This is a genomic window from Longimicrobium sp. (assembly GCA_036377595.1).
Lineage (GTDB): Bacteria > Gemmatimonadota > Gemmatimonadetes > Longimicrobiales > Longimicrobiaceae > Longimicrobium.
In genome coordinates this window covers 44,670-69,020 of the sequence record DASUYB010000001.1, presented here as the reverse complement: position 1 = coordinate 69,020, position 24,351 = coordinate 44,670, and the positions used below count along the sequence as shown (strand labels likewise).

The window sequence follows — 24,351 nt, the reverse complement described above, 5'->3', positions numbered from 1 at the left end:
GCTGTGCTGGGGCGGGACGGGCGTGCTGGTGGAGAACGCCCTCGAGCTGGCGGATGTCTCCGAGCCCGTCACCTACGCGAGCATGGTGCCCACCGCCGCGGCCGAGCTGCTGCGGATGGGTGCCATCCCCGCGAGCCTGCGGACGCTGAACCTGGCCGGCGAGGCGCTCACCAGCGACCTGGCGCAGGGGCTGTACGGGCTGGGGACGGTGGAGAAGGTGGGGAACGTCTACGGCCCCACCGAGGACACCACCTACTCGACCTACTCGCTGGTGCCGAAGGGCGCCGCGGAGGTGCGCATCGGCCGGCCGCTGCCGGGGACACGCGCCTACGTGCTGGACGCGAATCTCAACCCGGTGCCGGTCGGCGTCGCGGGTGAGCTGTACCTGGCGGGCGACGGGCTGGCGCGCGGCTACGCGGCGCGTCCGGCGCTGACGGCGGAGCGCTTCATCCCCGATCCGTTCAGCCCGACCCCGGGCGCGCGGATGTATTGCACGCAGGACCGGGTGCGTTGGCGGGCGGATGGCGAGCTGGAGTACTTCGGCCGGACCGACCACCAGGTGAAGGTGCGCGGCTTCCGCGTCGAGCTGGGCGAGATCGGCACCGTGCTGGGAACGCACCCCGCGGTGGCGGAGGCCGTCGTCGTATCGCGCAAACACGGCGGGGACGTGCGGCTGGTTGCGTACGTAGTCGCGCAGTCCGAGACGGATGCCGCCGACCTGCGCGCGTACCTGGAGGCGCGGCTTCCCGCCTACATGGTGCCCGCCGCGTTCGTCCTGCTGGACCGGTTGCCGCTCACCGGCAGCGGCAAGATCGACCGTAACGCGCTCCCCGCGCCGGAGTGGGGGCACGCCGCGGCGGACGAGGTCACGCCGCCGCGCACGCCGACGGAGGAGGTGCTCGCAGGGATCTACGCCGAGATGCTGGGCGTGGAGCGGGTCGGTCGCGAATCCAACTTCTTCGAGCTGGGCGGACACTCGCTGCTGGCCACCCGCGTGGTGAGCCGGCTCCGCGACGTGTTCCGCATCGAGCTCCCCGTGCGCGCTCTGTTCGAGCGTCCCACGGTCGCCGGGCTGGCGGAGCGCATCGATGCCGCGCGGCGGACGGACCGGCCGGCGCCGCCGCCGATCGTGGCGCGGCCGCACGACGGCGAGGCGCCGCTCTCGTTCGCGCAGGAGCGGCTGTGGTTCGTGGAGCAGATGCACCCCGGCACGGCAAGCAACAACATCGCCCGGCCGCTGCACCTGGCCGGGCCGCTGGACGTGCGCGCGCTGCAGGACGCGCTGGACGAGGTCGTGCGCCGGCACGAGACGCTGCGCACCACCTTCGCGTCCGTCGGCGGGCGCCCGGTGCAGAAGATCGCCCCGACGGGCAGCTGCCCGCTGCACTTCGTCGATCTGGAGCCGGCTGCCGAGGACGAGCGCGAGGCCCGCGCCGCCCGGCTGGTCGCCGAGGAGAGCGAGCGGCCGTTCGACCTGGCCGCCGGCCCGCTCTTCCGGGCCATGCTCGTCCGCAGCGGCCCCGAGGACCACACGCTGCTGCTCACGATGCACCACATCGTGTCGGACGGGTGGTCGCTGGGCGTGCTGGTGGGCGAGGTGGCGGAGCTGTACCGGGCGTTCCTGGCGGGCGAGCCGTCGCCGCTGGCGCCGCTGGCCGTGCAGTACTCCGACTTCTGCCGCTGGCAGCGCGAGTGGCTGCAGGGCGACGTGCTGGAGGTCGAGCTGCGCTACTGGGTGGACCGGCTGGGCGGGCCGCAGCCGCTGCTGCAGCTCCCCACCGACCGCCCGCGCGGCCCCGTCCGCAGCGGCCGCGGCGCCGTCGTCCGGCAGAGCCTTCCGTCCGCCCTGGTGGAGAAGCTGGAGCGGCTGGCGCTGGGTTCCGGCGCGAGCCCCTTCATGGCGCTCCTGGCGGGCTTCGTCTCCCTCCTCAACCGCTACACCGGCCAGGACGACGTCCGGGTCGGCACCTTCATCGCCAACCGCACGCGCGCCGAGGTGGAGCCGCTCTTCGGCTTCTTCCTCAACAACCTGGTGCTGCGCGCCGGCGTGAGCGCCGACGACACCTTCCGCACGCTGCTGGCGCACGTGCGCGACGTCACGCTCGACGCGTACGCGCACCAGGAGGTGCCGTTCGAGAAGGTGCTCGAAGCGGTGAACCCCGAGCGCACGCTGAGCCACACCCCGCTCTTCCAGGTGATGTTCGTCCTGCAGAACACGCCGGTGCCGGCGCTGCGGGCGCGCGACCTCACCGTGCGGGCGCTGCCGGTGGAAAGCACCGGGTCCAACTTCGACCTGACGCTGTGGGTGGAGGAGACGGACGGCCTCCGCCTGACCCTGCAGTACGACACCGACCTCTTCGACGACACCACCATCGAGCGCCTGCTGGGGCACCTGGCCGCGCTGCTCGAGGGCGCCGTGGCCGATCCCGACGCGCCGCTGGGCCGCATCCCCCTGCTGGACGCGGCCGAGCGGCACGCGCTGCTGGTGGAGATCAACGACACCGGTCCCGTCCCCGCGACCGACCGTCCCGGGGTGCACCATCTGATCGAGTCCCAGGCCCACGCGTCGCCCGATGCGGTGGCGGTGCGGCAGGGACGCGTCGCCCTCACCTACGGCGAGCTGAACGCGACCGCCAACCGCCTGGCGCATAACCTCCGCGCGCGGGGCGTGGGGACGGAGACGCGGGTGGCGCTGCTGGCCAACCGCTCGCCGCGGATGATCGCCGGGCTGCTGGGCATCCTCAAGTCGGGCGCGGCGTACGTGCCGCTGGACCCGCGCGCCCCCGCCGAGCGCCTCGCCCACATCCTCCGCGACTCGGGCGCGGCCGTGCTGGTGGCGGACGAGCCGCTGGTCGGCGATCTCTCCGCCCACGTCCCCGCCGTGGTCGCGCTCGACGGTGCCTGGGGGGACGAGGACGGCGCGCCGTCGCACGATCCGGCCCCGCTGGGCGGCGGGAACGACGCCGCGTACGTGATCTACACCTCGGGATCCACCGGCCGGCCCAAGGGCGTGCTGGTGGAGCACCGGTCGATGCGGGCCTACACCGAGACCGCCGCCGCGCAGTACGCGATCGGGCCGGAGGACCGCCTGCTGCAGTTCGCCTCGGTGAGCTTCGACGCGAGCATCGAGGAGATCTTCCCGGCGCTGGTGTCGGGCGCCGCTCTGGTGCTGCGCGACGACGCCATGCTGGGCTCGCCCGCGCTCTTCTGGGAGGCGTGCGCCCGCGAGGGCGTCACCGTCGTCAACCTCCCCACCGCCTACTGGCACGAGCTGGCGGGCGCGCTGGAGGACGGCGGCTCGTCGCCGATCCCGCCGAGCGTGCGCCTGGTGATCATCGGCGGCGAGCGGGCGCTGAACGAGCGGGTGGCGCGGTGGCAGCGCGTGGCCGGGCCCGGCGTGCGGCTGGTGAACACCTACGGCCCCACCGAGGCCACCGTGGTGGCCACGCTGCGCGACCTGGCGGCGTGGGACGCCGCGTCGGGGCGCGAGGTGCCGATCGGCGGGCCGGTGCGCGGCGCCCGGGCCTACGTGCTGGACGCCGCCGGCGAGCCGTCCCCCGTCGGCGTGCCGGGCGAGCTGTACCTGGGCGGCGCGGGGCTGGCCCGCGGCTACCTGGACCGCCCCGCGCTCACCGCCGAGCGCTTCGTTCCCGATCCCTTCGCGGCCGAGCCGGGCGCGCGGCTGTATCGCACCGGCGACCTCGCGCGCGTCCTCCCGGGCGGCGACCTGGAGTTCGCCGGCCGCGGCGACGGGCAGATCAAGATTCGCGGCTACCGGGTGGAGCTGCAGGAGATCGAGGCCCGCCTCGCCGACCACCCCGCGGTGCGGACGGCGGCGGTGGTACTGCGCAAGTCGCCCGAGGGCGAGCCGTACCTGGCGGCCTTCGTCGTCCCCGCGGGCGACGAGGCGCCCACCACGGCCGAGGTGCGCGCCTTCCTGGGGCAGAGCCTCCCCGAGTACATGGTCCCCTCGCTCGTCGTGCGGCTGGACGCGCTGCCGATGACGCCGGGTGGGAAGGTGGACGCGCGCGCGCTTCCCGCCACCGAGCGGCCGCGCGAGGAGAGCAGCGCCGCCTACGTGGCCCCCCGCACGCCGGCGGAGGAGATCCTGGCGTCGATCTGGGCGCAGGTGCTGGGCGTGGAGCGGGTGGGCGTCAACGACAGCTTCTTCGAGCTGGGGGGATACTCGCTGCTGGCCACCCAGGTGATCGCGCGCATCCGCGACGCGTTCGGGGTGGAGCTGCCGCTGGTGAAGGTGTTCCAGGCGCGCACCCTGGCCGAGCTGGCCGAGTCGGTCACCGACGCGTCGCGCACGCCGCTTCCCGAGCTGCGGCGCGTGCCCCGCGACGGGCCGCTGCCGCTGTCGTTCGCGCAGGAGCGGATCTGGTTCCTCACCCAGCTGGCGCCGGAGCTCAGCGCCTACCACGTGCCGCGGGCGCTGCGCATCCGCGGGCCCCTCACCCGCGAGGCCATCGAGCAGTCGTACGCCGCGCTGGTGCAGCGCCACGAGGTGCTCCGCACCACCTTCCCCGCGGTGAACGGTCGGCCGGTGCAGGTGATCCATCCGTCGGCGACGGTGGAGGTCCCCCTCGTCGACCTCTCGGGCCTCCCCGAGGCGGAGCGCGAGGCCGAGGTGCAGCGGATCATCCTCGAGGTGGGGCGCAAGCGCTTCGACCTCACCCACGGGCCGCTGATCCGCGTGGTGCTGCTGCGGCTGGGGCCCGACGAGCACGTGGCCGTGCAGGCCGAGCACCACCTGGTGCACGACGGCTGGGCCGAGGGCGTGCTGATGGGCGACCTGCTGGGCGCGTTCTCGGCGTTCGTCGAGGGGCGGCCGGTGGAGCTCCCCGAGCTTCCCATCCAGTTCGCCGACTACGCGGCGTGGCAGCGCAAGTGGGTGGACGGGCCGGTGCTGGAGGAGCAGCTGGCCTACTGGAAGGAGCAGCTCGCCGGGGCGCCCGCCGTCCTGGAGCTGCCCACCGACCGCCCGCGGCCGCCGGTGCAGCGCTTCCAGGGGGGCGAGGAGTTCCTGCGCCTCTCCGGCCCCACCGTGGCGGCGCTCCAGGAGATGGGGCGGCACGAGGGGGTGACGCTGTTCATGGCGGCGCTGGCCGGCTTCAACGCGCTGCTGCACCGCTACACCGGGCAGGACGACGTGGTGGTGGGCACCGTGCTGGCCAACCGGCGCTGGCGCGAGGCCGAGGGGCTGCTGGGGATGATCCTCAACACCCTGCCGCTGCGCACGCGGATGCATGGCGACCCCACCGTGCGCGAGCTGCTGGCCGAGGTGCGGCAGACCTGCCTGGGGGCGTACGGCCACCAGGACACGCCGTTCGAGATGATCGTCGACGCGGTGCGGCCGCCGCGCAACCTGAGCTATCCCCCCGTCTTCCAGGTCATGTTCGCGTTCCACGACGCGCGCATGCCCACGCTGCGGGCCCCCGGCTTCACCTTCACGCCGCTCGACGCGCACAACCGCTCGTCGAAGTTCGACATGCTGGTCATCGCCCAGGCCAACGCCGACGGCGAGGGGATGACGGCGGCCATCGAGTACAACAGCGACCTCTTCGACGCGGCCACCATCCAGCGCTTCACCCGCCACCTGGAGAACCTGCTCGTCACCCTCCCCCACAGCCTGGACCTGCGCCTGTCCGAGCTGCCGCTGATGGACGGGGACGAGCGGGCCGAGCTGGCGGGGTGGAACGCCACGTCGTCGCCGTACGCCCAGGCGGAATGCCTGCACGAGCTGTTCGAGGCGCAGGCCGCGCGCACGCCCGACGCGGACGCGGTGGTGTGGGGCGAGGAGACGTGGAGCTACGCGCGGCTGGACGCGCGGGCCAACGCGGTCGCCGCCGAGCTGCGGGCGCGCGGCGTGGGCCCCGAGGTGCGCGTGGGGGTGTGCGCGCGGCGGACGCCGGCGCTGGTGGCGGGACTGCTGGGGGTGATGAAGGCGGGCGGCGCCTACGTCCCCGTGGACCCCGCGTATCCGCGCGACCGGCAGACGTACATGCTGCAGGACGCCGGCGTGGCCGTGGTGCTGGGCGACGAGGCGGTCGCGGAGTGCGCGGGCGACGTCCCCGTCGTCTCGCTGGAGCTGGGCGAGCGCCACGAGGCGCCGCCGCGGCTGGCGATGCCGGGGAACCTGGCCTACGTGATCTACACCTCCGGCTCCACCGGCCGACCGAAGGGGGTGGCGATCGAGCACCGCAGCGCGGTGGCGTTCGCCTGCTGGGCGCGCGAGGTGTTCGAGCCCGAGGAGTTCGAGGCGGTCCTCGCGTCGACCTCGGTGTGCTTCGACCTCTCCGTCTTCGAGCTGTTCGTGACGCTGGCGTGGGGCGGGTGCGTGGTGCTGGCCGAGAACGTCCTGGAGCTGCCGCGGCTGGCCGCGGCGGAGCGGGTGCGGCTGGTGAACACCGTTCCCTCGGGGCTGGCGGAGCTGGTGCGGACGGGCGGCGTGCCGGCGTCGGTGCGCACGGTGAACCTGGCGGGCGAGCCGCTCCCGGGAACGCTGGTGGAAGAGGTGTACGCGCGCACCGGCGTGCGGCGGGTGCTGAACCTGTACGGCCCCTCGGAAGACACCACCTACTCGACGGGCGCGGAGATCCCGCGCGGCGAGCGGATGCCGTCGATCGGCGGGCCGATCGCCAACACGCAGGCGCACGTGGTGGACGCCCGCGGACGGCTGACGCCGGTGGGCGTCCCCGGCGAGCTGTACCTGGGCGGGGCGGGGCTGGCGCGGGGATACTGGAACCGCCCGGCGCTGACGGCCGAGCGCTTCGTCCCCGACCCGCACGGCGGCGTTCCCGGGGCGCGGCTGTACCGCACGGGCGACCAGGTGCGGCGCGGCCGGACCGGCGCGCTGGAGTTCCTGGGCCGCCGCGACCACCAGGTGAAGGTGCGCGGCTTCCGCATCGAGCTGGGCGAGATCGACGCCGTGCTGCGGGCGCACCCGGCGGTGCTGGAGAGCGTGACCGTGGTGCGCGAGGACGCGCCCGGCGACCGGCGGCTGGTCGCCTACGTGGCGGCGAAGCCCGGCGCCTCCGCCGACGCGGCCGCGTTGCGCGCCCACCTGGAGGAGCGGCTGCCCGCCTACATGGTGCCGGCCGCGTGGGTGTGGCTGGAGCGCCTGCCGCTGAGCCCCACCGGCAAGATCGACCGGGCCGCCCTTCCCGCGCCCGAGGCGCCGCGGGCCGACGCCGACGCCGATTATGCCGCGCCGCAGTCGGAGCTCACCCGCGCCGTGGCCGGCGTGTGGGCCGAGGTGCTGGGGGTGGAGAAGGTGGGGCTGCGCAGCAACTTCTTCGACCTGGGCGGCCACTCGCTGCTGGCGCTGCGCGCGCAGCACCGCCTGTCGGAGGTGCTGGGGCGCCACGTGCCGCTGATGCAGATCTTCCGGCACCCCACCGTGCAGTCGCTGGCCGAGGTGCTGGGCGGCGCCGCCGCGACCGATCCGGCGCCGGGCTCCCCCGCGGAGCCGGCGGGGGAGCGGGGCCGCGACGTCGCCATCATCGGCTGGGCCGGCCGCTTCCCCGGCGCCGACAGCGTCGACGCGCTCTGGCGGAACGTCCGCGCGGGGATCGAGTCCGTCTCCTTCTTCTCCGACGACGAGCTCCTCGCGGCGGGGGTGCCCGCCGAGCTGCTCCGCGATCCCGCCTACGTCCGGGCCAAGGGCGTCCTCGACGGCATCGAGCGCTTCGACGCCGCCTTCTTCGACGTGGGCCCGCGCGAGGCCGAGATCACCGATCCCCAGCACCGCATCTTCCTGGAGTGCGCCTGGGAGGCGCTCGAGGACGCCGCCTACGACCCGCGGCGGTATGGGGGATCGATCGGCGTATTCGCCGGCGCGGGGCAGAACGGCTACTGGATGAACGCCTACGCGGACCCCGAGGTGGTCCGGAACACCGGCCACACCGCCATCCGGCTGGGGAACGAGAAGGACTTCCTTCCCACCCGCGTCTCCTACAAGCTGGGGCTGCGTGGGCCCAGCGTGAACGTGCAGACCGCGTGCTCCACCTCGCTGGTGGCGGTGCACCTGGCCTGCCAGAGCCTGCTCCGCGGCGAGTGCGACATGGCGCTGGCGGGCGCGGCGCAGGTCGCCAGCCAGCAGAAGACGGGATACGTGTACGCCGAGGGCGGCGTGCACTCGCCCGACGGGCGCTGCCGCGCGTTCGACGCCCGGGCGCAGGGGACGGTGGGCGGCAACGGCGTGGGGATCGTGGTGCTGAAGCCGCTGGACCGCGCGCTGGCCGACCGCGACCACGTGTACGCCGTGATCCGGGGCTCGGCCATCAACAACGACGGCTCGGTCAAGGTCGGCTTCACCGCGCCGGCCGTGGACGGTCAGGCGCAGGCGATCGCGGCGGCGCAGCGGGCGGCCGGCGTCTCGCCCGACGAGATCGGCTACGTGGAGGCCCACGGGACGGGAACGCCGATCGGCGACCCGATCGAGTTCGCGGCCCTGGCCCAGGTCTTCGGCGAGGGGGGCGCGACGCCCTGCGCGCTGGGGTCGATCAAGACCAACATCGGCCACCTCGACGTCGCCGCGGGGGTCACCGGGCTGATCAAGGCCGCGCTGGTGGTGCGCGACGGGGTGCTGCCGCCGTCGCTGCACTTCGAGGCGCTCAACCCGCGCATCGCCGCCAGCGGCGCGCTGGAGGTGAACGCGCGGCTGCGGGAGTGGACCGACGCGCCGCACCCGCGCCGCGCCGGCGTGAGCTCGTTCGGCCTGGGCGGGACCAACGCGCACGTGGTGGTGGAGCAGCCCGCGCCGGTGGAGCCGCCGGCGCCGTGGACGCGGGGCGCGCACCTGCTGGTGGTGTCGGCGCGGACGCAGGCGGCGCTGGACGCGGCCGCCGCCCGCCTGGGCCGCCGCCTGCGCGAGGGCGGCGACGACCTGGCCGACGTCGCCTACACGCTGCAGGTGGGTCGCGGCGAGTTCGCGTACCGCCGCGCCGTGGTCTGCCAGGGGCGCGAGGACGGGGCGCTGGCCCTGGAGTCGGGCCGCGGCGCGCTGGACGGGCGGGCGGCCGAGAGCGCGTCCGTCGCCTTCCAGTTCGCCGGCGAGGAAACGGCGCAGGTGGGGATGGGAGAGGAGCTGTACGCCTCCGAGCCCACCTTCCGCGCGGCCGTCGACCGCTTCGCGGAGCTCTTCCGGGGCGCGCTGGAGATGGATCTGCGCGAGGTGCTGTATCCGTCCGCGGAGCACCGCGCGGAGGCGGAAGCGCTTCTCCGCCGGCCGTCCGTGGCCGGGGCGGCGCTGTTCACCGTCGAAGCCGCCCTCGCGGAGCTGTGGATGGAGTGGGGCGTCCGTCCCGAGGCCATGATCGGCCACGGCGCCGGCGAGGTCGCGGCCGCGTTCGTCGCCGGCGTGTTCGCGGCGGAAGAGGCGGTGCGGCTGGTCGCCGAGCGGGGACGGTTCGTGGAGCGGCTCCCCGCCGGGGCGGCGCTCGCGGACCTTCCCGACGAGGCGCTGATGGGGCTCGCTGGCGAGCTGGGGCGCATGGCGCCGCGGCGGCCGCGCATCCCCTTCGTCTCGACGGTGACCGGCACCTGGATCCGCGAGCGCGAGGCCATGGACCCGGCGTACTGGGTGCGCCAGCTCCGGGAGTCGACCGCGTTCGATCAGGGGATGCGGACGCTGCTGGAGGAGCCGCGCCTGCTGGTGGAGGTCGGGCCGGGGCGCACGCTGACCGAGCGGGCCGCCGCGACGGAGAGCGCGCGCGCCGTCGCCTCGCTGGCCGGCGCCGGCGGCGCGCAGGAGGGACGCGCGATCCTCGAGGCGCTGGGCACGCTGTGGGTGGAAGGCGTGACGCCGGACTGGGCCGCGTACCATCGCCATGCGCCGCGCTCGCGCGTCTCGCTCCCCACCTATCCCTTCCAGCGCGAGCGCTACTGGCTGGCCGCGCCGACGGAGTTCGGGCGCCCCGCGCCGCGTCCCGCCGAGACGGCGCAAGCGTCGCCGGCGGCGCCGCGCAAGGTCGGCGACGTGGGCGAGTGGTTCTACGTGTCGCAGTGGAAGCCCGCGCCGCTGCCCGCCGATTCCGCCGCCGGCAGGGCGGGGGAGCGCTGGCTGCTGTTCGTCGACGAGGCCCGCGTGGGCGCGCCCCTGGCCGAGGCACTGGCCCGGAGCGGCGCGGAGGTGACGACGGTCGCCATCGGCGAGCGCTTCGCGGCCGGCGACGGCGGCTACACGGTGGACCCGCGCCGCGCGGAGGACTACCGCAGCCTGGTGGACGACCTGGCGGCGCGCGGGCGGCTGCCGCAGCGCATCGTCCACCTGTGGAACGTGGTCCCGCAGGCGGAGGGCGCCGCCGCGGCCCGCGAGCGCGGGTTCGACTCGCTTCTCCACCTGACCCGGGCGCTGGTGGCCGCCGGCGCCGACGACCCGCTGCGCATCGACGTGGTCACCACCGGGGTGCAGTCGGTGGACGGGAGCGAGCCGCTGGGCGCCGACAAGGCCACGGTGCTGGGGATCTGCCGGGTGGCGCCGCAGGAACGGCGCAACCTGTCGTGCCGCAGCATCGACCTGGTCCTGTCTTCACCCGACCCGCGCCGCGACGAGGCGGTGGTGGCGGAGCTGCTGCGCGAGCTGCGCGCCGACTCGCCCGAACGCGTGGTGGCGTACCGGCGCGGGGTGCGGTGGGCCGAGTCGTTCGCCCGCGTCCAGGCGCCGCCCCAGGCCGCGGATTCGAGGCTGCGGCGGAACGGGGTGTACCTGCTGCTGGGCGGCGCGGGACGCATCGGCCTGGTGACGGCCGGGTGGCTGGCCCGCGAGGTGGGGGCGCGCCTGGTCCTCACCAGCCGCTCCGGCGCGGCCGACCCCGAGGCGGTCCGCGCGCTGGAGGCCGCGGGCGCCGAGGTGCTCGTCCTCCCCTGCGACGTGAGCGACGAAGGGCAGCTGCGGCAGGTGGTGGAGCGCACGATGGAGCGCTTCGGGGCGCTGCACGGTGTGATCCACACCGCGGGCGTCGTCGGCCAGCGCGCGCAGCGTGCGCTGGAAGAGACCGGGAGCGAAGCGGTCTCCGAGCAGTTCGCCGCCAAGGTCGACGGCCTGCGGGTGCTGGAGCGGGTGATCGGCGGGCTGCCGCTGGACTTCTGCCTCCTCTTCTCCTCCCTCTCCCCGATCCTGGGGGGATTGGGATACACCGCCTACTCGGCGGCCAACCACTTCGTCGACGCGTTCGCCCGGGCACGCTCGCGCGACGGCGGCTTCCCGTGGACGAGCGTGGCGTGGGACGCCTGGCGCTTCGGCACGCCAGAAGCTCTCGCGGCTCACGCCGACGCCATCGGCGTCACCCCGGCCGACGCCGTGGAGGCGCTCCCCCGGGCGCTGGGGCTGGTCGGGCTTCCCTATCTCGTCATCTCCACCGCCGACCTCGACGCGCGCCGCACGCAGTGGGTGACGGCGCCCGCCCCGGCGCCCGTCGCCGCGGCGGCGCGGGCCGTCCACCCGCGGCCCACCCTCTTCACCCAGTTCGTGCCTCCCCGCACGCCCGACGAGGAGGCGATCGCCCACGTGTGGTCGCAGTTCCTCGCCATCGAGCCCATCGGCGTCTACGACAGCTTCTTCGAGCTGGGCGGCCACTCGCTGCTGGCCACGCAGGTCACCTCGCGGCTGCGGCAGACCGTGCAGGTCGACATCCCGCTGCGCGCGTTCCTGGAGATGCCCACCGTGGCCGGCCAGGCCGAGCTGCTCGAGGCCCTGCGCGCCGAGCCGGCGCCCGACGAGCCCGAGCTGGCGGCCGGCGGCGCGCGGTCCATCGAGGACGAGCTCGCCGAGGTCACCAACCTTTCCGACGAACAGGTCGCGGCTCTCCTCGAGCGCGTCTCGCCTATCGCCACCGCAGAGTGAAAGTGCGTGAAATGACCGACGTCCTTGCCGCAGTCGCCAGCCTCTCGCCGGAACGCCGGGCGCTCCTCGCGCTGCGCAACCCGCTGTCGTTCGCGCAGCAGCGGCTCTGGTTCCTGGAGCAGCTGGGCGGCGCCGGCGCCGCCTATCACCTCCCCTCGGCCCTCCGGCTCACCGGGCGGCTCGACGTGGCCGCGCTGCAGCGCAGCCTGGACGAGGTGGTCAGCCGCCACGAGGCGCTGCGCGCCACCTTCCTGGCCCCCGACGGCGAGCCGATCCAGATCTTCGCCAAGCACCTCCCGGTGCCGCTGCGCGTCGCCGACGCGAGCGGGCTCCCCGCGGAGGAGCACGAGGCCGCGGTGGCGCGGTGGCTGGCCGACGAGGTGGGCGAGCCGTTCGACCTGGCGCGGGGCGCGCTCCGCGCGGGGCTGCTGCGCCTGGGGGATGAAGAGCACGTGCTGGCGGTGACGATGCACCACATCGTCACCGACGGCTGGTCGCTGAACATCTTCGTGCGCGAGATGGCGGCGCTCTACGCCGCGTTCTCGCGCGGCGAGGCGTCGCCGCTGCCGGCCGAGGCGCCGGCGCAGTACGGCGCGTTCGTGCGCTGGCAGCGCGAGCGGCTGCAGGGCGAGCGGCTGGCCGCCGAGGTGGGGTACTGGCGCGACCGCCTGGAGGGCGCGCCCCCCGTGCTGGAGCTGCCGCTGGACCGGCCGCGGCCGCGGGTGCAGTCGTTCCGCGGCGCCTCGCACTGGGTGCACCTGGGCGACGGGCTCACCCGCGAGGTGCGCGAGTTCAGCCGCGGCGCCGGCACCACCGTGTTCAGCACGGTGCTGGCCGCCTTCACCGCCGTCGTAAGCCGTCTCGCGGCGCAGGACGACGTGGTGCTGGGCACCCCCGTGGCCGGCCGCACGCGGGCGGAGCTCGAGAGCGCGATCGGCATGTTCATCAACACGCTGGTCCTGCGCACCCGGGTCGACCCGGAGGAGAGCTTCACCGAGCTCCTGCGGCGCGTGCGCAAGACGGTGCTCGACGCGCAGGCGCACCAGGAGGTGCCCTTCGAGAAGATCGTCGAGGAGCTGCAGCCCGAGCGCCGGCTGAGCCACGCCCCCGTCTTCCAGGTGCTGGTGGCCGAGCTGGTCGGCGGCCCCGAGGCGGTGTCGCTGCCGGGGCTCACGCTCACGCCGCTCGACTCCGCGCCGGGTACTTCGCGCTTCGACCTGACCCTTTCCATCGCCGAGGTGGGCGGGGCGCTGGCCGGCAAGCTGGAGTACAACACCGACCTGTTCGACGCCGCCACCGTCGCTCGCCTGGGCGAGCGCTTCCGCGCGGTGCTGGCCGCGGCGGTGCGCGACCCCGCGCTGCGCATCCACCAGCTCCCCCTCCTCCTCGACGACGAGCGCGCCGCGGTGCTGGCCGCGGCCGCCGACGCGACGCCGGCCGAGGTCGCCGCCACCACCGTCTGCGCCGCGGTCGAGCGGCACGCGGCGGAGGACGGCGCCCGGCCGGCGGTCGCCTTCGAGGGGCGCGAGCTGTCGTATGAGGAGGTGAACCGGCGCGCCAACCGCATCGCCCATGGGCTGCGGCGGCTGGGCGTGGCGCCGGGCGACCGCGTGGCGCTGTACGTGGAGCGCTCGCTGGAGATGGTCCCCGCGCTGCTGGGGATCCTCAAGGCCGGCGCCGTCTACGTCCCGCTCGACCCCGAGCATCCGCGTGAGCGCGCCGCTTGGGTGCTGGGCGACTGCGCCCCGGCGCTGGTGCTCACCCAGCAGCACCTCGCGGCGGCGCTGCCGGCCGCGCACCGCGCCGTGGCGCTCGACGCCGGCGCCTTCGACGGCGACGCGGAGACCGATCCGTCGCCGGTGGCGCCGGAGCAGGCGGCGTACGTGATCTACACCTCGGGGTCCACCGGCCGCCCCAAGGGCGTCCAGGTGTCGCACCGCGCGCTCTGGAACCTGCTCGCCTCCATGGCGGCCGAGCCGGGGCTGTCGGCGGACGACACCCTGCTCGCGGTGACCACGCTCACCTTCGACATCTCCCTCCTCGAGCTCCTCCTCCCCCTGGCCGTCGGCGCCCGCGTGGTCGTCGCCGCCGCGGGCGTGGCGGCGGACGGCGAGGCGCTGGCCGAGCTGCTGGCGCGCGAAGGGGCGACGGTGATGCAGGCCACGCCCTCCGGCTGGCGCGTGCTGGTGGAGTCGGGATGGGAGGGCGACCGCTCGCTGCGCATGCTCTGCGGCGGCGAGGCGCTTCCCGCCGACCTGGCCGAGGCGCTGCTGGCGCGCGGCGGCGAGCTGTGGAACGTCTATGGCCCGACGGAGACCACCATCTGGTCCGCCGTCCACCGGGTCGTGCACGGGGGTGGCGTCCCCCTCGGACACCCGGTGGCGAACACGGAGATCCACGTCCTCGACGCGTTCGGGGCGCCGCAGCCCTTCGGGGTGCCGGGCGAGGTCCACATCGGCGGGCGCGGCGTGGCGGACGGCTACCTGGGCCGGCCGGCGCTCACCGCCGAGCGCTTCGTCCCCCACCCGTTCGCGGCGCGCGGCGGCGAGCGGCTGTACCGCACGGGCGACCTGGCGCGGCGGCGGGCCGACGGCTCGCTGGAGTTCCTGGGGCGCGCCGACAACCAGGTGAAGGTGCGCGGCTTCCGCATCGAGCTGGGCGAGATCGAGGCCGTGCTGCAGGAGCATCCGCAGGTGCGCGAGGCCGCGGTGGCGCTGCAGCCCGGCGAGCGGCTGGCGGCGTTCGCGGCCGGCGCCGGCGCGTCGGGGCGCGAGCTGCTGGCGTACCTGCGCGAGCGGCTTCCCGCCTACATGGTGCCCGCCAGCTGTACCGTGCTCGACGCCCTCCCCCGCTCACCGAGCGGGAAGATCGACCGCGCGCGGCTCCCCGTGGCGGATGTCCAGGTGGAGAGCGCGGAGTACGTGGCGCCCCGCACGCCGCTGGAGGAGACGGTGGCCGAGGCGTGGGGCGAGGCGCTGGGGCGGGCGCGCGTCGGCGCGCACGACAACTTCTTCGAGCTGGGCGGCCACTCGCTGCTGGCCGCGCGGGTGATGCACCGGCTGCGGCGCGAGCTGGGCGTCTCGCTTCCCCTGCACGTGCTCTTCGAGCATCCCACCGTGGCGGGGCTGGCCCGCGAGGCCGCCCGCCGCCGCGCCGAGCCGGGCGGCGGCGCCCAAGCGCTCGCCCCCATCGTCCCCGATCCCCAGAAGCGGTACGAGCCGTTCCCCCTCACCGACGTGCAGCAGGCGTACTGGGTGGGCAGGTCCGGGTCGCTGGAGCTGGGGAACGTCTCGTCGCACAGCTACACCGAGTTCGAGCTGCAGGACGTCGACCTCGAGCGGCTGACCCAGGCGCTGCGGGGGGTGATCGAGCGCCACGAGATGCTGCGCGCCATCGTGCTCCCCGACGGGCGCCAGCAGATCCTGGCCGAGGTCCCGCCGTACGAGATTGCCGCCACCGACCTGCGCGGCCTGGGCGAGGCCGAGCGCGAGGCGCACCTGGCGCGTGTCCGCGACGAGATGTCGCACGAGGTGCTGCCGGCCGACCGCTGGCCGCTCTTCGGGGTGCGCGCGTCGATCCTCCCGGGCGAGCGGGTGCGCATCCACTTCAGCCTCGACTACCTGATCGCCGACGCCTGGAGCACGCGCATCATCTTCGACGAGCTGGCCGAGCGGTACGCCGACCCCGGCGTGCACAAGCCGCCGCTGGCGCTGTCGTTCCGCGACTGCGTGCTGGCCGCCTACGCCGAGGAGGGCTCCGAGGCGTTCCGCCGCGCCGAGGCGTACTGGCGCGAGCGCCTGGCCGACCTGCCGCCGGCCCCCGAGCTGCCGCTGGCCATGAGCCCGGACCAGCTCGTCCACCCCCGCTTCGTGCGCCGCACGGCCACCCTCGAGGCGCCGCGCTGGGAGCGGCTGAAGGCGCTGGCCGCCCGCGCCGGGCTCACCCCCTCGGGCGTGCTGCTGGCGGCCTTCTCCGAGGTGCTGTCGGCGTGGTCGAAGAACCCGCGCGTCACCATCAACCTCACGCTCTTCAACCGCCCGCCCGCGCACCCCGACGTCGACGCGGTGGTGGGCGACTTCACCGCGCTCTCCCTGCTGGGGATCGAGGCGCCGGGGACGGAGGCGTTCGAGGTGCGCGCGCGGCGCGTCCAGGAGCAGCTGTGGCGCGACATGGAGCACGGCGCCGTGAGCGGCGTCCGCGTGCTGCGCGATCTGGCGCGGATGCAGGGGCGGCCGCCCGCCTCGCTCATGCCCATCGTCTTCACCAGCGTGCTGGGGCAGCCGCGGCGCGCGGCCGGCGCCTCGCTGGGGGCCCCGGCGCCGGCGGCGCTCGACGGCGACGCGCCCGTCTACAGCATCACGCAGACGCCGCAGGTCTGGCTCGATCACCAGGTGCTGGAGCGCGACGGCGCCCTGGCGTTCAACTGGGACGCGGTGGAGGAGCTGTTCTCCCCCGGCGTGCTGGACGCGATGTGGGAGAGCTATCGCGAGCTGCTGGAGCGGCTGGCGGCGTCGGAAGAGGCGTGGCACGACGGCGTCGGCGCCCGCCTTCCCGCCGCGCAGCTGGCGCGGCGGGCGATGGTCAACGCCACCGACGCGCCGGTCCCCGCCGGGCTGCTGCACGAGCCGTTCGAGGCGCAGGCGCGGACGCATGGCGAGCGGCTGGCGGTCGTCGCCGGCGAGCGGCGGATGAGCTACGCCGAGCTGGAGCGGCGTTCGCGGGCGCTGGGGCTGGAGCTGCGGGCCCGCGGCGCGCGGCCCAACCGGCTGGTGGCGGTGGTGATGGACAAGGGATGGGAGCAGGTGGTGGCGGTGCTCGGCATCACCCGCGCGGGCGCGGCCTACCTGCCGATCGACGCCTCCCTGCCCGCCGAGCGGATCGCGCAGCTGCTCTCCGTCGGCGAGGTGGAGATCGCGGTGGTGCAGCCGGAAGCGGACGCGCGGATCTCGTGGCCGGCGGGGATCGAGCGCATCCGGATCGAGGCGGAGGAGCCGGCGCTGGACCCGGCGGCCGTTCTCCCGGCGGTGGCGGGGCCGGAGGACCTGGCGTACGTGATCTTCACCTCCGGCTCCACCGGCGTGCCGAAGGGCGTGATGATCGACCACCGCGGCGCGCTGAACACGGTGGTGGACTGCAACCAGCGCTACGCCGTGGGCCCGGACGACCGGGTGCTGGGGCTCTCCGCGCTCAACTTCGACCTCTCGGTCTACGACATCTTCGGCCTGCTGGCCGCCGGCGGCGCGGTGGTGCTGCCGGACGCCGGCGCCTCGCGTGATCCCGAGACCTGGGCGGCGCTGGTGGCCGCCGAGCGGGTGACGGTGTGGAACTCGGTCCCCGCGCTGATGGAGATGATGGCGCACTACGCGGCGGACCGGGCGGACGACCGCCTGAAGACGCTGCGCGTGGTGATGCTGTCGGGCGACTGGCTGCCGGTGACGCTGCCGGACCGCATCCGCGCGCTCTGCCCGGCCGAGGTTCACAGCCTGGGTGGCGCCACGGAGGCGTCGATCTGGTCGATCACCTACCCGGTCGGCGAGGTGCGGCCGGAGTGGACGAGCATCCCGTACGGGGTGCCGATGGTGAACCAGCGCTTCCACGTGCTCGACGAGCGGCTGCAGCCGCGCCCCGAATGGGTGCCGGGCCAGCTGCACATCGCGGGGATCGGGCTGGCGCAGGGATACTGGCAGGACGCGGAGAAGACGGGGGCCAGCTTCATCACCCACCCGCGCACCGGCGAGCGGCTGTACCGCACGGGCGACCTGGGACGGTACCTGCCCGATGGGAACATCGAGTTCCTGGGGCGCGAGGACTTCCAGGTGAAGGTGCAGGGTCACCGCATCGAGCTGGGCGAAATCGAGGCGGTGCTGGAGCAGCACCCGGCCGTGCGCGGCGGCGTCGCAGCCGCCGTCGGCGAGCGCAACGCGCGCCGCCTGGCCGGCTTCGTGGTCCTGCATCCCAGCGCCGAGGCCACGCCCGCCGAGCTGCGCGACTTCCTGGCGTCGCGCCTCCCCGCGTACATGGTGCCGGCCTCCATCACCCCCCTGGACGCCTTCCCCCTCTCCCTGAACGGCAAGGTGGACCGCGGGGCGCTGGCCGCCCTGGTGCAGCCCGACGCGCCGGCGCCCGAGCGCGCCGCCCGCGCCCGCACGCCGCTGGAAGAGCGCGTGGCCGCCGTCTGGGCCGAGATCCTCGGAGTCGACGACGTCGAGCTGGACGCCAACCTCTACGCGCTGGGCGGCAACTCCATCCTGGCGGTGCGCATCGTCAACCGCGTCGCCGAGGCGCTGGGGGTGCAGGTGCCGCTGCGCCAGCTCTTCCAGGCCCCCACGGTCGAGGGGATGGCCGCCATCGTCCGGCGGCTGAAGGAGGAGAAGGTCCGCGAGGCGGAGCTTTCCGTCCAGGAGCACGCCATCGTCCCCGACGTGGCCGGCCGCCACGAGCCGTTCCCGCTGAACGACGTGCAGCACGCCTACTGGATGGGCCGCACCGGCCTCTTCCAGCTGGGGAACGTGGCCGCGCACAGCTACAGCGAGTACGACGTGCGCGGGCTCGACCTGGAGCGCCTGAACGTGGCGCTGCGGCGGGTGATCGACCGCCACGACATGCTGCGCGCCGTGCTGACCCCCGACGGGCAGCAGCGCATCCTCCCCGAGGTGCCGCCCTACCGCATCGAGGTGCTGGACCTGCGCGGCCGTCCGGCGGACGAGGCGGAGGCCGGGCGCGAGGCGCTGCGGCACCGGATGTCGCACCAGGTGATCCCCGCGGAGCGCTGGCCGCTCTTCGAGGTGGCCGCGTCGGTGGTGGACGACGACACGGTGCGGCTGCACGTGAGCATCGACATCCTCTTCGTCGATGCCTGGAGCGGGCGCCTCCTGTGGCGCGACCTCGCGCGCTTCTACCAGGACCCGGCGCTGGAGCTGCCGCCGCTGGAGCTGTCGTTCCGCGACTACGTCCTGGCCGAGGCCCGCTTCCGCGAGTCGCCCCGCTACCAGCGCGCGCGGGAGTACTGGTTCGAGCGCGCCGCCACCCTGCCGGGGGCGCCCGACCTGCCGTTCGCGAAGGACCTGGGCGCCGTCACGCAGCCCCGCTTCGAGCGGCGCTCCGCCACGCTCGACCGGGCGCAGTGGGAGCGGCTGCGGGCGCGCGCGGCCCGGGCCGGGCTCACGCCGTCGGGCGTGCTGCTGGCCGCGTACGCCGAGGTGCTGGGCCGGTGGAGCCGGAACTCCCGCTTCACCCTCAACCTCACCCTCTTCAACCGGCTGCCGCTGCACCCGCAGGTCAACGAGGTGGTGGGCGACCACACCACGCTCAACCTGCTGGAGGTGGACCTGTCGCGCGGCGACGGCTTCGAGTCGCGCGCCCAGGCCATCCAGGAGCGGCTCTGGGAAGACCTGGAGCACCGCTTCGTGGGGGGCGTGGAGGTGCTGCGCGAGATGGGGCGCCGCCAGGGACGCTCTCCCGCCGCGGTAACCCCCGTGGTGTTCACCAGCAGCCTGTTCGGCGAGGCCTTCGCTTCGGCCGACGGGGACGGCGAGCTGGAGATGGAGCACGTCTTCGGCGTCAGCCAGACGCCGCAGGTGTGGCTCGACCAGCAGGTGATGGAGCGCGACGGCGCCCTGGCATTCAACTGGGACGCGGTGGAGGAGCTCTTCTCCCCCGGCGTGCTGGACGCGATGTGGGAGAGCTACCGCGAGCTGCTGGAGCGGCTGGCGACGAGCGAGGAGGCGTGGCACGACGGCGTCGGCGCCCGCCTTCCCGCCGCGCAGCTGGCGCGGCGGGCGATGGTCAACGCCACCGACGCGCCGGTGCCCGCCGGGTTGCTGCACGAGCCGTTCGAGGCGCAGGCCCTTCGTCACCCCGACCGCCTGGCCGTGGTCGCCGGCGAGCGGCGGATGAGCTACGCCGAGCTGGAGCGGCGCTCGCGCGCGCTGGGGCTGGAGCTGCGTGCCCGCGGCGCGCGGCCCAACCGGCTGGTCGCGGTGGTGATGGAGAAGGGGTGGGAGCAGGTGGTGGCGGTGCTCGGCATCACCCGCGCCGGCGCTGCCTACCTGCCCATCGACGCCTCCCTGCCGGCCGAACGCATCGCGCAGCTGCTCTCCGTCGGCGAGGTGGAGATCGCGGTGGTGCAGCCGGAGGCGGACGCGCGGGTGCAGTGGCCTGAGGGGATCGAGCGCATCCGCATCGAGCCCGACGAGCCCGCGCTGGACCCGGCGGCCGCGCTGCCGGCGGTGGCGGGGCCGGAGGACCTGGCGTACGTGATCTTCACCTCCGGCTCCACCGGCGTGCCCAAGGGGGTGATGATCGACCACCGCGGCGCGCTGAACACGGTGGTGGACTGCAACCAGCGCTACGCCGTCGGCCCTGACGACCGGGTGCTGGGGCTCTCCGCGCTCAACTTCGACCTCTCCGTCTACGACATCTTCGGCCTGCTGGCGGCCGGCGGCGCGGTGGTGCTCCCGGACGCCGGCGCCTCGCGCGACCCGGAGACCTGGGCGGCGCTGGTGGCCGCCGAGCGGGTGACCGTGTGGAACTCGGTGCCGGCGCTGATGGAGATGATGGCGCACTACGCGGCGGACCGGGCGGACGACCGACTGAAGACGCTGCGCGTGGTGATGCTGTCGGGCGACTGGCTGCCGGTGACGCTGCCGGACCGCATCCGCGCGCTCTGCCCGGCCGAGGTGCACTCCCTGGGCGGGGCCACCGAGGCCTCGATCTGGTCGATCACCTATCCCGTCGGCGAGGTGCGGCCCGAGTGGACCAGCATCCCCTACGGGGTGCCGATGGTGAACCAGCGCTTCCACGTGCTCGACGAGCGGTTGCAGCCGAGGCCCGAGTGGGTGCCCGGTCAGCTGCACATCGCGGGGATCGGTTTGGCGCAGGGATACTGGCAGGACGCGGAGAAGACGGGGGCCAGCTTCATCACCCACCCGCGCACCGGCGAGCGGCTGTACCGCACGGGCGACCTGGGGCGGTATCTCCCTGACGGGACGATCGAGTTCCTGGGACGCGAGGACTTCCAGGTGAAGGTGCAAGGGCACCGCATCGAGCTGGGTGAGATCGAGGCGGTGCTGGAGCAGCACCCGGCCGTGCGCGGCGGCGTGGCCGCCGCCGTCGGCGAGCGCAACGCGCGGCGCCTGGTGGCCTACGTCACCCCGCGCGAGCGCGGCGCAGCCGCCGGCCCGCGCCGCGGCGACGCGGCCCTGCGGCTGGCGCGGACGCTGGCGTCGCTCCGGCAGGTGCGCACCGCCGATCTGCCGCTGCCCAAGTACGGCTACCCGTCCGCGGGCAACCTGTACCCGGTGCAGGCGTACGTGGCGGTCCCCGCCGGCACGGACGGGATCGACGCGGCGACGTACTACTACGACCCCCGCGGCCACCGGCTGGTGCGGGTGGCCGGGCCGCTCCCCGCGGAGCTGGCCGGCGGCGACGGGCCCGCGGTGTTCCTGGTGGCCCGACTGGACGCCATCGCGCCGGTCTACGGCGTGCTGGCCCCGGACTTCTGCCTGCTGGAAGCCGGCTACGTGCAGGTGCTCCTGGCCGACGCAGCGGCGCGCGAGGGGCTGGCGGCCACCCCCGCGACTCTCGCATCCCCCGAACGGGTGCGCGAGCACCTGGGGCTCGACAGCAATCACGTCCCCCTGCAGTGCCTCCATCTCGGCGCGGCCGGCGTAGCGCCGGCCGCCGCGGCGGCGACGGCGCGGACGGCGTGGGCGGCGATGTCGTCGCTCCTGGCCGGCCACCTCTCCTCTGGCGCGCACGCCGCGCTGGGGAAGGTGGAGGCGCTGGAGTTCAAGCTCAGCGAGCCGGGGCTGCGCTCCGCCCGTCCGGGCGACGCGGCCGTGGCGCTTGGCGGCGCGCCCGAGGGCGGCGCGGACCTGATGTATCGCGCTAGCGACCGCGAGTTCCTCCGCGGCGCCATCCCCCACGACACCTTCCACACCTTCCTGGCAAAGCTGGGCGACGCGCTTCCCGCGTCGCTGGCCGGGGCCTCGACGGACGGCCTGTCCGTCGGCGTGTACCTGGCGCTCGGCGCGGTGCACGGCCTGGCGCCCGGCGGCTACCGCTACGATCCGCGCGCCGGGACGCTGTCGCCCGTCGCGCCCGAAGCGGTGATCGCGCCGGAGGTGCACGCGCAGGTGAACCGCGCGGTGTTCGAGGGGTCGGCCTTCTCCCTCTTCCTCTGCGCGAACCCGGCGGACGCGGCGGCGCGCGACGCCCTGCTGCTGCTGGCGGGCGGGGTGGGGCAGGCGCTGATGGCCGCCGGGCCGGAGATGGGCGTGGGGATCTGCCCGGTCGGCTCGCTGGACTTCGACCGCGTGCGCCCCGTCGTCGGCGCGGGCGGCGACGCCGTGCTCCTGCACAGCTTCGTGGGCGGGCGCATCCCGCCGCGGGCGCGTCCCGCCGTCTCCGCCGCTGTCGCCGAGACGACGGCGAGCGCCGCATCCACCGTCGCGGACCCGGCCGCCACGGCCGAGCTGTCCGAGTCGGTGCGGCAGTTCCTCGCCTCGCGGCTGCCGGACTACATGGTCCCCAAGCGGATCGTGGTGCTCGACGAGTTCCCCCTGAGCGCCAACGGCAAGGTCGACCGCAAGGCCCTCCCGCGGGTGGACGAGGCCGACGCGCCGTCCTTCACCGCCGCGCGGACGCCGGTGGAGGAAACGCTGGCGGGCATCTGGCGCGAACTGCTGGGCGTGGAGCGGGTGGGGGTCGACGACGCCTTCTTCGTGCTGGGCGGCGACTCGGTGAAGGCCATCCAGTTCCTGGCCCGCGCCCGCGAGGCGGGGGTCGAGATCGCCGTGCGCGACTTCTTCCAGAATCCCCGCATCTCCGCGCTGGCCAAACTGGTCGAGCCCGGCGCCGGCGGGAACGGCGCGACGAATCCGTCCGCGGACGCCGGGGCGCCCGCCGCCCCCGTGGTGGCCGACGCGGAGCTCACGCAGGAAGAGCTCGACCTGCTGATCGCCGAGTTCGGCGGGAACGACGGCGAGGATCCGTTCGCATGAGCGCCACCGCCACCGGCAACATCGAAGACGTCTACGCGCTGTCTCCGCTGCAGGAGGGCATGCTCTTCCACGCGCTCTACGAGCCGGAGGGGGGTGCCTACCTGGACCACATGGTGTGCGAGATGCGCGCGGTGGGCGGGCTGGACCGGGCTGCGTTCGAGGAGGCCGTGCAGGGCGTGGTGGACCGCCACCAGGCCCTGCGCACCGCCTTCACCTCGAAGCTGCGCGACCGTCCGCGACAGGTGGTGCTGCGCCGCGTGCGCGTGCCGCTGCTGGAGGAGGACTGGCGCGATCTGTCCCCCGACGAGCAGCGCGCGCGCCTCGCGGAGTTCCTGGAGGAGGACCGCCGGCGCGGCTACGACCTGTCGAAGCCACCGCTGATGCGCATCGCGCTCTTCCGGCTGGAGGAGGAGGTCTACACGTTCGCCTTCTCCTACCACCACATCATCATGGACGCGTGGTCGATGCCCACGGTCATCGGCGACCTGCTGGGCATCTACCGCGCACGCGCCAACGGCGGCGAGGCCGGCGCCGCGCCCGCGCGTCCGTTCCGCGCCTACATCGACTGGCTCTCGCGCCGCGACCTGGGGCGCGCCGAGGCGTTCTGGCGGCGCGAGCTGGCCGACTTCGACACGCCCACGCCCCTGGGTGGCGAGCGCGTGCCGGAAGGGACGGGGAGCCAGGACGTGGTGGAGGCGGAGCTTCCGCCCGCGACGGCCGCGGCGCTGGTGGCGGAGGCCCGGCGGCACGGGCTGACGCCGACGACGCTGGTGATGGGCGCGTGGTCGCTGGTGCTGGGCCGCTTCGCCAACGAGCGCGACGTGCTGTTCGGCACCGTCGTCTCCGGGCGCCCGCCCGAGCTGGACGGGGTGGAGTCGATGGTGGGGCTCTTCACCAACACCCTGCCGGTGCGCGCGCGCTGGAGCGGGGCCGAGGCGGCGCACGCGTGGCTGCAGGCGCTGCAGGGGCGGCTGTTCGAGGCGCGCGAGTTCGAATGGGCGCCGCAGTCGCGCCTGCGCGAGTGGAGCGAGGTGCCGCGCGGCGCCGCGTTCTTCGAGAGCGTGGCGGTGATGAGCAACACCCCGGAGCTCGTCTTCCCCATCACCCCCGGGCGGCGGCTGGCGCTGCGGATGACCCGGCACGACCCGCGGAACAACTTCCCCCTCACCCTGATGGTGTCGGCGGCGCCGGCGTTCTCCGTCCGCCTGATCTTCGACGCCGCCCGCTTCGGCCGGGAGGACGTCGACCGGCGGATGGCGCACCTGGTCTCCGTGCTCGAGCGCATGGCGGAGGGGCTCGAGGGGACGGTGGGCGAGCTGGCCGCGCTATCCCCCGCGGAGCGCCGCCGCGTGCTGGCCGAGGGGAACGACTCGGCCGCTGACTTCCCGCTGGATCGCTGCGTCCACGAGGTGATCGACGAGCAGGCGCGGCGCACGCCCGACGCCGTGGCCGCCACCTGCGGGACGCGCGCGCTCAGCTACGGCGAGCTGCGCCGCG

General features: G+C 74.8%; 3 protein-coding genes (1 of these 3 cut by a window edge). All 3 read left to right on the top strand.

Annotation, left to right across the window (positions count from 1 at the left end; genetic code table 11):
- Window position 1: 1 nt before the first annotated feature.
- Tightly spaced (at most 11 nt apart), the 3 genes in view from VF092_00095 to VF092_00085 form a layout consistent with a single transcriptional unit that may run on beyond the window.
- Window positions 2-11,851 carry an amino acid adenylation domain-containing protein gene (locus VF092_00095; GenBank protein HEX6745681.1) on the top strand — a complete coding sequence of 3,950 codons (11,850 nt, stop codon included), beginning with the start codon at window positions 2-4 and terminating at the stop codon, window positions 11,849-11,851.
- Window positions 11,852-11,862: 11 nt separating this feature from the next.
- The gene (locus VF092_00090; GenBank protein HEX6745680.1) at window positions 11,863-22,854 is read left to right on the top strand and encodes an amino acid adenylation domain-containing protein; all 10,992 of its coding nucleotides are present in this window, start codon (window positions 11,863-11,865) and stop codon (window positions 22,852-22,854) included.
- Window positions 22,851-24,351, top strand: partial view of an amino acid adenylation domain-containing protein gene (locus tag VF092_00085; GenBank protein ID HEX6745679.1) — the 5' end (the start) only. Its footprint extends 4,373 nt past the window's final position; the window shows 1,501 of its 5,874 coding nt (coding positions 1-1,501); the start codon lies at window positions 22,851-22,853; its stop codon lies off the right edge, out of view. The genes VF092_00090 and VF092_00085 overlap by 4 nt, the downstream gene beginning before the upstream one ends.

Excerpts from the sequence above, each read along its gene's own strand:
- VF092_00090 (HEX6745680.1), top strand. The coding sequence starts at position 11,863 with ATGACCGACGTCCTTGCCGCAGTCGCCAGCCTCTCGCCGGAACGCCGG.